Genomic DNA, 12699 nt, shown 5'->3' with positions numbered 1-12699 from the left:
GCCCGTAACATGACGGAACGCACGACAGAGGGGGACCCATGTCCGACGACGCGCAGGCGCCACAGGCCCCGCGGGACGCCACCGGGACACCCTGGGCGTCCCCGGACCACGGGTCCACGCCGTCTCAGCCGGCCGACGCGGTACCGACCGTCGACCCCGAGGACGCGATACCCGGCGCGGGCCCGGCGCCCGCCCGCCCCACCGAACCCGCGGTGCCCGGGTACGACGCGACGGACCCCCGGTCCGGGACCGCCGCCCCGGCCGACCGGCCCCCCGGGAACACGGCCGACCGACTGCCCGGCGACGCGGCCGACCGGGTGCCCGGCACCGCGGCCCCCGTGGCACCCGCGCTTCCCGCGGCATCCCTGGAGAAGCCGAACCCCTGGGCTCCGCCCGCGGACCCGGCCCCCGCCCGCTTCGACGGCGGCCCCGCGCGCCCCGCGGCCCCCCTGTCACCCGCGTCGCCCCCGGCCGCCGGTTCGCCGTCGGTGCACGACCAGCCGACGATGGCCGCGTTCCCCGGCACGGGCGGCGCGGCCGGTCCCGCCGGACCGTCCTGGGACAACCCCTTCGCGCCCCCCGCGGGCCACACGCCCTACCCGGCGACCGCCGGTGAGCCGGTCCCGCCACCGCCGATCGCTCCGGACGGCCCGGGCCAGGCCCCGTACGGATACGGCTACGGCCACCCGGCGGCGTACGGGCAGACCGGGGCCGGTCAGCCGGGTGCCCCCGGTCACCCCGGTACACCCGGATTCCCCGGCTATCCCGTCGCGGGCGGCTACCCCGGGGCCGGGTACGGCTGGCCCGCGCCGGTCCCGCAGCCCAGCAACGGCATGGGGACCGCCGGACTGGTGGTCGGCATCATCTCGGCCGTGGTCTTCTGCCTCTGGCCCATCGCCTTCGTGCTCGGCGTGCTCGGCGTGATCTTCGGTGCGGTGGGCCGCCGCAGGGCACGCCGGGGCGAGGCGACGAACCCGGGGCAGGCCCTGGCCGGGATCATCTGCGGAGCGGTCGGCATCGCGCTGAGCATCGCGATGGTGGTGCTCTTCTTCTTCGTGCCGGACGACGACAGCGGCGACTCCCCGTTCACCGGCGACGACGGCTACTCCACGTCGTTCGTGATCCCCGGCTGACCGCACCCGCCGTGCCGCGCGGTCCGTGCCGCGCCGTCGGGGTCGCGCGGTCCGTGCCGCGCCGTCCGTGCCGCCCGGCACCGTCCAAGTCGCACCGCACCCTGCTCACCGCACCCCGCTCACTGCACGGGGGCGGGTGCGTCAGCCGCCCGTCCCCGCGAGCCGTTCGCGCGCGGCCATCAGGGCGAAGCCCAGCAGGTTCGTCCCCCGCCAGCGCCGCGGGTCCGACGCCCGCTCGTCGTCGGCCGCGAGCCCGATGCCCCACACCCGGTCCATGGGGCTGGCCTCGACCAGCACCCGCTCGCCGGTGCCCAGCAGGAACGCGCGCAGTGCGGGATGCGCGGCGAACTTGTGGACGCTGCCCTCGACCACGACGGCGAACCGCTCCCGCTCCCACACCGGGTCGTCGAAACCGCGCACCTGGCGGCCGGCCTTCTTCGCGAGAGCGGGGTTCGGTGCCTCCAGCGCGCGCAGCTCGGCCGCCGCGTCGCCGAAGATCCGGGCCTTGGCGGCCATCATCCAGTGCTCGGCGGTCGCGTAGGAGACACCGTCGACCACGAACGGTGACGGCCACCACTGGCTGAGGCAGCTCGCGCCCACCCGGCCGTCCGGCTGCGGCCGGTGTCCCCAGAAGTGCAGATACTTGACGCGCGCCCCCGACTCGACCGCGCTGACCAGCGATTCCCGAGACTCGATCTTCCCCATGCACGCGAGTCTGGCATCCACCACTGACACTCCGTCCCCCCTTTTCCGTGGGAACTCGACACCTGGTCGACAGATTCCGTCGCGTAACCAAAAGGCAACAACGGAATCACTTGTTGGAGTCCCCTGGCTCTGTCAGGATCGGCACTCAAATCGAGCTGGAGCCACGCCGCCCCCGCGGCAACGGGGCGGACGGCGGAGGAGAGCGACATGCACAATCCGGGCCATCGCTTCCAGGCGCAGGACCGTTTCGCCGACGGCGCGCAGTACATCGCGGGCCGACTGGCCAAGGGGACCTCCGGCCGCAGGCACGCGGTCGTCGACCCCGCCACCGGCGACGAGGTCTACACGTACGAACTGGCGGGCACCGCCGACGTGGACGCGGCCGTGGCCGCCGCCCGCGCGGCGTTCCCCGGCTGGGCGGGCGCCACCCCCGGCGAACGGTCCGACGCCCTGCACCGCTTCGCCGCCGTACTGGCCGACCGCGCCGAGGAGTTCGCCCGGGCCGAGTCCCTCCAGTGCGGCAAGCCGCTGAAACTCACCCGGGAGTTCGACGTCCCCGGGACCATCGACAACACCGCGTTCTTCGCGGGCGCGGCCCGGCATCTCCAGGGGCAGTCGGCGGGCGAGTACTCCGGTGACCACACCTCCTACGTACGCCGTGAACCCATCGGCGTCGTCGGCTCCATCGCGCCCTGGAACTACCCTCTCCAGATGGCCGCCTGGAAGATCCTCCCGGCCGTCGCCGCGGGCAACACGATCGTCCTCAAGCCGGCCGAACTCACCCCGCTGACCTCGCTGCTGTTCGCCGAGGCGGCCACCGTGGCGGGGATCCCGGACGGCGTGATCAACATCGTCACGGGAGCCGGCCGGGACGCGGGGGAACACCTCGTCGGCCACCCCGACGTCGCCATGACCTCCTTCACCGGGTCCACCGCCGTCGGCAGGCGGGTCGCCGAGATCGCCACCGCGACCGTCAAGCGGCTCCACCTCGAACTGGGCGGCAAGGCCCCCTTCGTGGTCTTCGACGACGCGGACCTGGAGGCGGCCGTGCACGGCGCCGTCGCCGGGTCGCTCATCAACACCGGGCAGGACTGCACGGCCGCCACCCGCGCGTACGTGCAACGGCCCCTCTACGAGGAGTTCGTCCGCAGGACCGCCGACCTCATGGCGGGCGTCCGTCTCGGCGACCCGTTCGAGCCCGGCACCGACCTCGGCCCGCTGATCTCGTACGCGCAGCGCGACCGGGTGGCCGGCTTCGTGGAGCGGGCCCGCGGCTACGCACGCGTGGTCACCGGCGGAGAGATCCCGCAGGAGCTCAAGGCCGGCGCGTACTACCGGCCCACCCTCGTCGCGGACGCTCCTCAGGACAGCGAGATCGTGCAGGCCGAGATCTTCGGTCCCGTCCTGGTGGTGCTCCCCTTCGACGGCGACGACGAGGGGATCCGGCTCGCCAACGACACCCCGTACGGTCTCGCCGCCTCCGCGTGGACCCGGGACGTGTACCGGGCGGGCCGCGCGACCCGCGAGATCAAGGCGGGCTGTGTCTGGGTCAACGACCACATCCCGATCATCAGCGAGATGCCGCACGGGGGCTACAAGGCGTCCGGCTTCGGCAAAGACATGTCGGCGTACTCGTTCGAGGAGTACACCCAGATCAAGCACGTCATGTTCGACAACACCGCGGTGGCCAGGAAGGACTGGCACCGCACGATCTTCGGGGACCGCTAGCAGAACGGTCCGCCCCACCCGTGGCCGAGACCTCCCGAAAGGGCAGCACGCGCATGAAGCAGTTCGAGCCCGACCGCCTGACACCGGCCGAAGCGGCCGCCGTGCGGCGCAGCTTCCGCAACGGACGGGCCGCCATGACCCGCCGCTCCCTGCTGCGCGCCTCCGCGGGCGGCGCGCTCGCCGTGGGGGGACTCGGGGCGCTGAGCGCCTGCGGGATCCCCGCGGCCGGCAAGACACAGGGCGGAGTGTCCGCCGACGACCACTCGGCGAAGGAGAAGGTCGTCGACTTCTCCAACTGGCCCGAGTACATCGACACGGACGACAGCGGCAAACACCGGCCCACGCTCGAAGCCTTCACCAAACGGACCGGAATCCAGGTGAAGTACACCGAGGACATCAACGACAACGACGAGTTCTTCGGCAAGATCCAGCCGCAGCTCGCCGCGGGCCAGGCCACCGGCCGGGACCTCGTCGTGCTCACCGACTGGCTCGCCGCCCGCATGATCCGCCTGGGCTACGTCCAGAAGCTGGACGCGTCCAACCTGCCGCACGCCTACGCCAACCTCTCGGACCAGTTCCGCAGCCCCGACTGGGACCCGGGCCGGGCCTACTCGTACGTGTGGCAGGGCATCTCGACCGTCATCGCCTACAACAAGAAGGCGCTCGACGGCATCGAGGTGAAGTCGGTCTCCGACCTGCTCGACAACCCCAAGCTCAAGGGCCGGGTCGGCTTCCTGACCGAGATGCGCGACAGCGTCGGCATGACCATGCTCGACATGGGCAAGGACCCGGCGAAGTTCACGGACGACGACTACGACGCGGTCATCGCCCGCCTCCAGAAGGCCGTCGACCAGGGCCAGATCCGCCGCTTCACGGGCAACGACTACACCTCGGACCTCACCAAGGGCGACTTCGCCGCGTGCGTCGCCTGGGGCGGCGACATCGTCCAGCTCCAGGCGGACAACCCGGACGTCGGCTATGTCATCCCCGACGCCGGCTACATGACGTCGACCGACAACATGCTGATCCCGAACAAGGCGCGTCACAAGACGAACGCCGAGCGGCTCATCGACTACTACTACGAGCCCGAGGCGGCCGCCGAACTCGCCGCCTACGTCAACTACGTCAGCCCGGTCGCGGACGTGAAGCCCTACCTCGCCAAGATCGACAAGTCGGCGGCGAGCAACCCGCTGATCCTTCCCGACAAGGCCATGGCGGCCAAGTCCCACGCCTTCCGCTCACTGAGCTCGAAGGAAGAGACGGCCTACCAGCAGAAGTTCGCAAAGCTCACAGGGGCGTGACGACGATGAACACCACGGACACCGGCGGCGACGTCCGCCTCTCCGGTATCAGCAAGACCTACGACAACGGCTTCACCGCCGTGCAGCCGCTCGACCTGACCGTGCCCCAGGGCTCCTTCTTCGCCCTGCTCGGCGCCTCCGGCTGCGGCAAGACCACCACCCTGCGCATGATCGCGGGCCTGGAGGAACCCTCCTCCGGCACCGTGTTCCTCGGCGACCAGGAGGTCACCCGTCTGCCGCCGTACAAGCGGCCGGTGAACACCGTCTTCCAGTCCTACGCCCTCTTCCCGCACCTCGACATCTTCGAGAACGTCGCCTTCGGCCTGCGCCGGCGCGGCATCAAGTCGGTGAAGAAGCAGGTCGGGGACATGCTCGACCTCGTCCAGCTCGGTGAGCAGGCACGCAAGAAGCCGCACCAGCTCTCCGGCGGCCAGCAGCAGCGCGTCGCGGTGGCCCGCGCGCTGATCAACCACCCCAGGGTGCTGCTCCTCGACGAGCCCCTCGGCGCCCTCGACCTCAAGCTGCGCCGCCAGATGCAGCTGGAGCTCAAGCGCATCCAGACCGAGGTCGGCATCACGTTCGTCCATGTCACGCACGACCAGGAGGAGGCCATGACCATGGCCGACACGGTCGCCGTGATGAACGCGGGCCGTGTCGAGCAGCTCGGTTCCCCCGCCGACCTCTACGAGAACCCGAGCACCACCTTCGTCGCGAACTTCCTCGGCACCTCGAACCTCATCGAGGCCGAGGTCGACTCCCTGGGCGGCGGCGAGATCGTGCTGAGGGCGGGCGGCGGCAAGCTGGTGCTGCCCGAGGCCCGCTGCGCGGCGCCGACGGTGACCGGCGGCAAGGTCCTCCTCGGTGTCCGTCCCGAGAAGATCTCGCTCACCCACGCCGACGACGCCGGGGAGATCCCAGCCGGCCGCAACCGCATCACCGGCAAGATCGCCGACTCCAGTTTCATCGGCGTCTCCACGCAGTACGTCATCGACAGCGCGGTCTGTCCCGAGTTCGAGGTCTACGCCCAGAACATCGAACGCGATCCCCGGCTCGTCCCGGGCGCCGACGTCGTCCTGCACTGGAGCCCGGCCCACACGTTCGGGCTGGACGCGGCGCAGGACATCGACGCGGGTGTGGAGAGCGCCGAGGAGGAGGCCGCCTGATGGCCACCGTCACCGAGGCGCCGCCCCGCGCGCCCGAACCGGACAGCAAGCCGCCCCGCAGGCGCGGCCGTCTCGTCCCGTACTGGCTGCTCCTGCCCGGCATCCTGTGGCTGCTGGTCTTCTTCGCGCTGCCGATGGTCTACCAGGCCTCCACCTCCGTGCAGACGGGCTCCCTGGAGGAGGGCTTCAAGGTCACCTGGCACTTCCAGACGTACTGGAACGCGCTGTCCGACTACTGGCCGCAGTTCCTGCGCTCGGTGGCCTACGCCGGCGCCGCCACCGTCCTGTGCCTGCTGCTCGGCTACCCGCTGGCGTATCTGATCGCCTTCCGGGCCGGCCGGTGGCGCAACGTGGTGCTGGTGCTGGTCATCGCGCCGTTCTTCACCAGCTTCCTGATCCGCACGCTGGCCTGGAAGACCATCCTCGCGGACGGCGGGCCGGTCGTCGGCGCCCTCAACACCCTGCACGTCCTGGACGTCACCAACTGGCTGGGGTTCACCGCGGGCGACCGGGTGCTGGCCACCCCGCTCGCGGTGGTCTGCGGCCTGACGTACAACTTCCTGCCGTTCATGATCCTGCCGCTCTACACCTCGCTGGAGCGCATCGACGGACGGCTGCACGAGGCGGCGGGCGACCTGTACGCGAAGCCCTTCACCACCTTCCGCAAGGTCACCTTCCCGCTGTCGATGCCCGGCGTCGTCTCCGGCACCCTGCTCACCTTCATCCCGGCGAGCGGCGACTACGTCAACGCGGACCTGCTCGGCTCCACGGACACCCGCATGGTCGGCAACGTCATCCAGACGCAGTTCCTGCGGATCCTCGACTACCCGACGGCGGCCGCGCTCTCCTTCATCCTCATGGCCGCGATCCTCATCATGGTCACGCTCTACATCCGCAGGTCCGGGACGGAGGATCTGGTCTAAATGGCTTTCGTACGCTGGTTCAAGAGGAATCTCGTCGTCATCGCGGGACTGGTCACCCTCGGATATCTGCTGCTGCCGAACGTCGTCGTCACGGTGTTCTCCTTCAACAAACCGAAGGGGCGCTTCAATTACGAGTGGCAGCAGTTCTCCACGGACGCCTGGCGCGATCCGTGCGGGGTCGCCGACATGTGCGGCTCGCTCTCCCTCAGCCTCCAGATCGCCGTCTGGGCGACCCTCGGGGCCACCGTCCTCGGCACGATGATCGCCTTCGCGCTGGTCCGCTACCGGTTCCGGGCGCGCGGCGCGGTGAACTCGCTGATCTTCCTGCCGATGGCGATGCCCGAGGTCGTGATGGCCGCCTCGCTGCTGACGCTCTTCCTCAACCTGGGCGCCCAGCTGGGCTTCTGGACGATCCTGATCGCCCACATCATGTTCTGCCTCAGCTTCGTCGTGACGGCCGTCAAGGCGCGCGTGATGTCGATGGACCCGCGCCTGGAGCAGGCCGCCCAGGACCTGTACGCGGGGCCGGCGCAGACCTTCCTGCGGGTCACCCTGCCGATCGCCGCCCCCGGCATCGCCGCGGGCGCGCTGCTCGCCTTCGCGCTCTCCTTCGACGACTTCATCATCACCAATTTCAACGCGGGCTCGACCGTCACCTTCCCCATGTTCGTCTGGGGTTCGGCCCAGCGCGGAACACCCGTTCAGATCAACGTCATCGGTACGGCCATGTTCATCGTCGCCGTACTGTTCGTCCTGGTCGGAATGGTCATAGGCAATCGCCGCAACAGGCAGAAGGCATAAGCGCAAGCAATCCGTAGGGAGTTGAAATCATGGCCCCGAGCGCCATGACCCGCTGGACCACATCCCTTTCCGAGGCGCAGCCGGTCCCGTACTGGCTCGACGACCCCGGCAGGCCCCGTCCCGAGGCCGCCCTCACCGGTGCCGAGACCTGCGACCTGCTCGTCGTCGGCGGCGGCTACAGCGGGCTGTGGACCGCGCTGCTTGCCAAGGAACGCGACCCGGGGCGCGAGGTGGTGCTCCTGGAGGGCCGCGAGGTGGGCTGGGCCGCCTCCGGCCGCAACGGCGGATTCTGCGCCGCGTCGCTGACCCACGGCCTGGCCAACGGACTCACCCGCTGGCCGGACGAGATCGGGAAACTGGAGGAACTGGGCGCCCGCAATCTCGACGCCATCGAGGAGGCCGTCACCCGCTACGGCCTCGACTGCGACTTCGAGCGCACCGGCGAGATCGACGTCGCCACCGAGCCGCACCAGGCCGAGGAACTCCGCGCCTGGTACGAGGAACTGCACGGCCGGGGACTCACCGACGGCGTGGAGTTCCTGGACGCCACCGCGGTCCGGGAACAGGTGGACTCGCCGACCTTCCTCGCGGGTCTGTACGACCGCCGCGGCGTCGCCATGCTGCACCCCGCGAAGCTCGCCTGGGGCCTGAAGCGCGCCTGTCTGCGGCTCGGGGTGCGGGTGTACGAGCACACCCCCGCGCTCGGTCTGACGGCGCACGGCGCCGGCATGGCCGTACGCACCCCCTACGGTTCGGTCCGCGCCCGCCGGGTGGCCCTCGCCACCAACATCTTCCCGAACCTGGTCAGGCGGGTGCGGTCGTACACCGTCCCGGTCTACGACTACGCGCTGATGACCGAGCCGCTGACCGACGCCCAACTGGCCTCCGTCGGCTGGAAGAACCGCCAGGGGCTGGGGGACTCGGCCAACCAGTTCCACTACTTCCGGCTCTCGTCCGACAACCGGATCCTGTGGGGCGGCTACGACGCGATCTATCCGTACGGCGGCCGGGTGCGCGCCGAGTACGACGACCGCCCGGAGACCTACGCGAAGCTCGCCGGGCATTTCTTCACCTGCTTCCCGCAGTTGGAGGGCGTCCGCTTCACCCACGCCTGGGGCGGCGCGATCGACACCTGCTCGCGCTTCTCGGCCTTCTTCGGCACCGCGCACCGCGGCCGGGTCGCCTACGCGGCCGGGTACACGGGGCTCGGGGTGGGCGCGACCCGGTTCGGCGCCGAGGTGATGCTCGACCTGCTGGCGGGGGAGCGCACGGAACGCACCGAGCTGGAGATGGTCCGCAGGAAGCCGCTGCCGTTCCCGCCCGAGCCGTTCGCCTGGACCGGCATCGCGCTCACCAAGTGGTCGCTGGCGCGGGCGGACGCGCACGGCGGGCGGCGCAACCTGTGGCTGCGGACCATGGACCGGCTGGGTCTGGGCTTCGACAGCTGAGGCCGGGCCGGTGAGCGGCGGGGCGCTTCGGCGCACCGTTGATCCACAGGCGTGCGCCCAGCTCACCCACTGTGATCCGGTTCACCCCCACGGAGTGGCCGAACCCGCGTAATGCCCGGCCCGAACCTCCCTCTCCCCCCTGACGCGAACAGCGTCGACGCGAGGAGAGAGGGAGGTACCGCCATGACAGGGGCCAAGACGGCGGTCGAGTGGCTGGCATCCGTGGCGCCGGACCCGGAGGGCTGCCGCTGGGAATGGGAGCGCAATCCGGCGGGGGTCGCGCTGCTGCCGGCCGGGCGGCTCTGGGACGTGCTGATCCTGCCGGGCCGGCTCGGCTATCCCACGCTCGACGTGCTCACCCGGGTGATCGACCAGCCGGGTCCGGTGCTCGTCGACTTCGGCGACTCCCGGATGGGCTTCTTCGTGCCCCCGGGCACCGCGGCGCGCTGGCTGGGGACGGGGGTGCGTACGGCCGGACGCGGCACCTGGATCGTCGTCCCGTACCCGGGACGGCTGACCGGCGGGGTCCGCTGGCTGGTCCCGCCGGACGGCACCGGGACGCTCACCGATCCGGCGTTGCTGGAGCTGGCCATGCACGAGGCGGCGGCGGGACTCGCCAGGGGTGAGGACCGATAGCCGGGACGGGGACGGACCCGGCCGCCCACCGGAACGCCGATCGGCAGAGGTCTTGACAACAGGATTGGTCTGGACCAGGTTGGGCGCGCTCCACCCTCCTGAATTCCCCCATCCCTGGAGGCAGTTGTGGAACGCACCGCACACCGAGGCCCCGGCGGACCGCTCCCGCTCCGGCGCAGGCTGCTCGCCGTCTGCACAACCGTCGTGCTGGCCCTGTCCGGCCTCGCCGCACTCGCGCCGGCCGCCGGCGCCGCCGACGCGGACCTGGTCAGGAACGGCGGCTTCGAGACCGGCCTCGACGGCTGGACCTGTACGTCGGGCGCCGTCGTGACATCACCCGTGAGAACCGGCGGTTCTGCGCTGCGGGCGACCCCGGCCGGCAGCGACTACGCGCAGTGCTCGCAGACGCTGACCGTGAGACCCGACTCCGCGTACACCCTCGCCGGATACGTCCGGGGCAGCTACGTCTACCTCGGAGCGAGCGGCACCGGCACCACCGACGTCTCCACCTGGACCCAGTCCGCGCCCGACTGGCAGCGCCTGTCCACCACCTTCCGCACCGGCCCGTCGACCACCCGGGTCACGGTCTACACCCACGGCTGGTACGGCACCGGCGCCTACTACGCCGACGACCTGTCCCTCGTCGGTCCCGGCGTCGACGCGGGACAGCCGCCGGCCGCGCCCACCGGTCTGACGGCCGGCACCGTCTCCTCCTCGACGGTCGGTCTGTCCTGGTCCCCGGTGTCCGGCGCGACGGGCTACGCCGTGTACCGGGACGGGACCAAGGTCCAGACGGCCGGCGGGACATCGGCCACCGTGGGCGGCCTCACGCCCTCGACGGCGTACGCCTTCCAGGTCACCGCGACCAACGACGCGGGCGAGTCCGCGAAGTCGGCCACGGTGACGGCGACGACCTCCGCGGGCTCCGGCCCCTCGACCGGTCTTCCCGCGCACGCCCTCGTGGGCTACCTCCACGCGAGCTTCGCCAACGGCTCCGGGTACACCCGGATGGCCGACGTCCCCGACAGCTGGGACGTCATCGACCTGGCGTTCGGCGAACCGACCTCCACCACGTCCGGCGACATCCGCTTCACCCGCTGCCCGGTCACCGAATGCCCCACCGTCGAGAGCGACGCCGACTTCAAGGCGGCCATCAAGGCGAAGCAGGCCGCCGGCAAGAAGGTGCTGATATCGATCGGCGGCCAGAACGGCCAGGTCCAGCTGACCACCGCGGCCGCCCGGGACACCTTCGTCGCCTCGGTGTCGAAGATCATCGACACCTACGGTCTCGACGGACTCGACATCGACTTCGAGGGCCACTCGCTCTCGCTGGACGCCGGCGACACGAACTTCAAGAGCCCGACGACGCCGGTGATCGTGAACCTGATCTCCGCCCTGAAGACCCTGAAGGCGAAGTACGGCTCCCGGTTCGTCCTCACCATGGCCCCGGAGACCTTCTTCGTCCAGCTCGGCTACCAGTACTACGGCACGGGCAAGTGGGGCGGCCAGGACCCGCGCGCCGGCGCGTACCTCCCGGTGATCTACGCCCTGCGCGACGACCTCACGCTCCTGCACGTCCAGGACTACAACTCCGGCCCGATCATGGGCCTCGACAACCAGTACCACTCCATGGGCGGCGCCGACTTCCACATCGCCATGACCGACATGCTGCTCACCGGCTTCCCGGTCGCGGGGGACGCCGGCAACGTCTTCCCGCCGCTGCGCCCGGACCAGGTCGCCATCGGCATGCCGGCCTCGGTGAACGCGGGCAACGGCTACGTGTCACCGGCGGAGGCGGACAAGGCGCTGGACTGCCTGACGAAGCGGACGAACTGCGGCTCCTACGCGACCCACGGCACCTGGCCAGGACTGCGCGGCCTGATGACGTGGTCGGTCAACTGGGACCGGTTCGCGGGCTGGGAGTTCCAGCGGAACTTCGACGGCTACTTCGGCTGACGCTCCGGTCGACGAACAGGACCGACACCGTGAGCAGTGCCGCGCCCAGGCACCAGCTCGCCAGGACGTCCAGCGGCCAGTGGTATCCGCGCCGGACCAGCCCGAAGGCGACCGCCAGGTTCACGGCGACGCAGAGTCCCAGCAGCGCACGGCGGGCGAGGGTGCCGCGGAGCCGGGGGAGGAGGAGCAGCGTCGCGGAACCGTAGGCGACGACCGCCGTCGCGGTGTGACCCGAGGGGTAGAAGCCCGTGCCCGGGCCCATCACCGGTGGGCCCGGGCGGGCGACGAGTTCCTTCAGCGGCACGATCACCGCCGGTACGACCGCCATCAGCGCCGCCGCCACGGCCGGCGGCAGCCACCAGCGCTCCCGTTCGGCCGCACGCGCGGACAGGGCCGCGTACCCGATGACCACGGCCAGTACGGGGACCGCGACGGGGACGCCGCCCAGATCGGCGAGGAGCTCGGAGACCCGGCCGGGGTGGACCAGGGAGCGGCTGAGCCGTTCGTCCGCGCGGGCGAGGGGGCCGTGGGCCGCGACCTGCCAGGTGATCAGCGCGAAGAGGGCGACCGGGAGGGCGAGAAGGGCGAGCCGGCCGGAAAGGGCCGGGAGGAAGGTCGGCCGCCCCGGAACAGGGGGGGGAGTTCCGAGGCGGCCGTCCAGACCGGATCGTCGCGCGCCCCGGGGGGTTTGGGGCGGGCGACTGTCCGATCGGTGAGGAGATCCGGAGCTGGAAGCTCCGGGTGTGTGCGCGAGGGCACGACCAGGGTGAAGCTGGGGAGGCCCCGACCCTGTGTCGCCCACAGTCCCCTGTGGGCGGGGTGTTTCTCTCATCTGGGTAGAACCTACGGCAGGGGATGCGGCACCGACAGTCGCAAACGCCTCCTGTCATCCACCTCGCACACCT

The 12699-nt window shown here is 71.1% G+C and carries 11 protein-coding genes; 9 read left to right on the top strand and 2 right to left on the bottom strand.

The annotated features are described in order from the left end of the window. Positions 1-38: 38 nt before the first annotated feature. Complete coding sequence (locus OG776_RS14265; RefSeq protein ID WP_329320962.1) at positions 39-1133, top strand: DUF4190 domain-containing protein; 1095 nt, start codon at positions 39-41, stop codon at positions 1131-1133. Positions 1134-1274: 141 nt separating this feature from the next. Here the strand turns inward: OG776_RS14265 and OG776_RS14260 are convergent, their stop codons facing one another. After that, complete coding sequence (locus OG776_RS14260) at positions 1275-1838, bottom strand: NADAR family protein (RefSeq protein ID WP_187285711.1); 564 nt, start codon at positions 1836-1838, stop codon at positions 1275-1277. A 207-nt stretch (positions 1839-2045) separates the two neighbouring features. Between OG776_RS14260 and OG776_RS14255 the strand changes: the two genes are divergently transcribed. The 8 genes from OG776_RS14255 to OG776_RS14220 all read left to right on the top strand — a co-directional run bounded on the left by OG776_RS14255 (position 2046) and on the right by OG776_RS14220 (position 11794). After that, positions 2046-3566, top strand: coding sequence for a gamma-aminobutyraldehyde dehydrogenase (locus OG776_RS14255; protein ID WP_329320960.1), 1521 nt, complete (start codon positions 2046-2048; stop codon positions 3564-3566). A 53-nt stretch (positions 3567-3619) separates the two neighbouring features. Then, the gene (locus OG776_RS14250; RefSeq protein WP_148010716.1) at positions 3620-4867 is read left to right on the top strand and encodes an ABC transporter substrate-binding protein; all 1248 of its coding nucleotides are present in this window, start codon (positions 3620-3622) and stop codon (positions 4865-4867) included. 5 nt (positions 4868-4872) lie between these two features. Further along, the gene (locus OG776_RS14245; protein WP_329320957.1) at positions 4873-6030 is read left to right on the top strand and encodes an ABC transporter ATP-binding protein; all 1158 of its coding nucleotides are present in this window, start codon (positions 4873-4875) and stop codon (positions 6028-6030) included. After that, positions 6030-6953 (top strand): ABC transporter permease, encoded by a 924-nt coding sequence (locus OG776_RS14240; RefSeq protein ID WP_148010718.1) that lies wholly within the window; start codon positions 6030-6032, stop codon positions 6951-6953. The genes OG776_RS14245 and OG776_RS14240 overlap by 1 nt, the downstream gene beginning before the upstream one ends. Then, positions 6954-7754: an ABC transporter permease gene (locus OG776_RS14235; protein ID WP_148010719.1), complete on the top strand. Its 801-nt coding sequence runs from the start codon at positions 6954-6956 to the stop codon at positions 7752-7754. 29 nt (positions 7755-7783) lie between these two features. Then, entirely contained in the window at positions 7784-9202 is a 1419-nt protein-coding gene (locus tag OG776_RS14230) for an NAD(P)/FAD-dependent oxidoreductase (RefSeq protein WP_148010720.1), read from the top strand. Positions 9203-9385: 183 nt separating this feature from the next. Further along, positions 9386-9838 carry a hypothetical protein gene (locus tag OG776_RS14225; RefSeq protein ID WP_148010721.1) on the top strand — a complete coding sequence of 151 codons (453 nt, stop codon included), beginning with the start codon at positions 9386-9388 and terminating at the stop codon, positions 9836-9838. A gap of 126 nt (positions 9839-9964) precedes the next feature. Further along, the gene (locus tag OG776_RS14220) at positions 9965-11794 is read left to right on the top strand and encodes a chitinase (protein ID WP_148010722.1); all 1830 of its coding nucleotides are present in this window, start codon (positions 9965-9967) and stop codon (positions 11792-11794) included. On the opposite strand, the gene OG776_RS14215 is transcribed toward OG776_RS14220, so the two are convergent. After that, a complete protein-coding gene (locus OG776_RS14215) occupies positions 11733-12596 on the bottom strand; it encodes a phosphatase PAP2 family protein (RefSeq protein WP_261994655.1) in 864 nt (287 codons plus the stop codon). The genes OG776_RS14220 and OG776_RS14215 overlap by 62 nt on opposite strands. Positions 12597-12699: the final 103 nt, after the last annotated feature.

This window comes from Streptomyces sp. NBC_01689, assembly GCF_036250675.1.
Lineage (GTDB): Bacteria > Actinomycetota > Actinomycetes > Streptomycetales > Streptomycetaceae > Streptomyces.
The sequence above is the reverse complement of the archived record's forward strand: the minus strand, read 5'-3'. Positions and strand labels throughout refer to the sequence as shown.

Bases quoted from the DNA above. Each gene is read 5' to 3' on its own strand.
- OG776_RS14265 (WP_329320962.1), top strand. From the start codon at position 39: ATGTCCGACGACGCGCAGGCGCCACAGGCCCCGCGGGACGCCACCGGG.
- OG776_RS14260 (WP_187285711.1), bottom strand. From the start codon at position 1,838: ATGGGGAAGATCGAGTCTCGGGAATCGCTGGTCAGCGCGGTCGAGTCG.
- OG776_RS14255 (WP_329320960.1), top strand. From the start codon at position 2,046: ATGCACAATCCGGGCCATCGCTTCCAGGCGCAGGACCGTTTCGCCGAC.
- OG776_RS14250 (WP_148010716.1), top strand. From the start codon at position 3,620: ATGAAGCAGTTCGAGCCCGACCGCCTGACACCGGCCGAAGCGGCCGCC.
- OG776_RS14245 (WP_329320957.1), top strand. From the start codon at position 4,873: ATGAACACCACGGACACCGGCGGCGACGTCCGCCTCTCCGGTATCAGC.
- OG776_RS14240 (WP_148010718.1), top strand. From the start codon at position 6,030: ATGGCCACCGTCACCGAGGCGCCGCCCCGCGCGCCCGAACCGGACAGC.
- OG776_RS14235 (WP_148010719.1), top strand. From the start codon at position 6,954: ATGGCTTTCGTACGCTGGTTCAAGAGGAATCTCGTCGTCATCGCGGGA.
- OG776_RS14230 (WP_148010720.1), top strand. From the start codon at position 7,784: ATGGCCCCGAGCGCCATGACCCGCTGGACCACATCCCTTTCCGAGGCG.
- OG776_RS14225 (WP_148010721.1), top strand. From the start codon at position 9,386: ATGACAGGGGCCAAGACGGCGGTCGAGTGGCTGGCATCCGTGGCGCCG.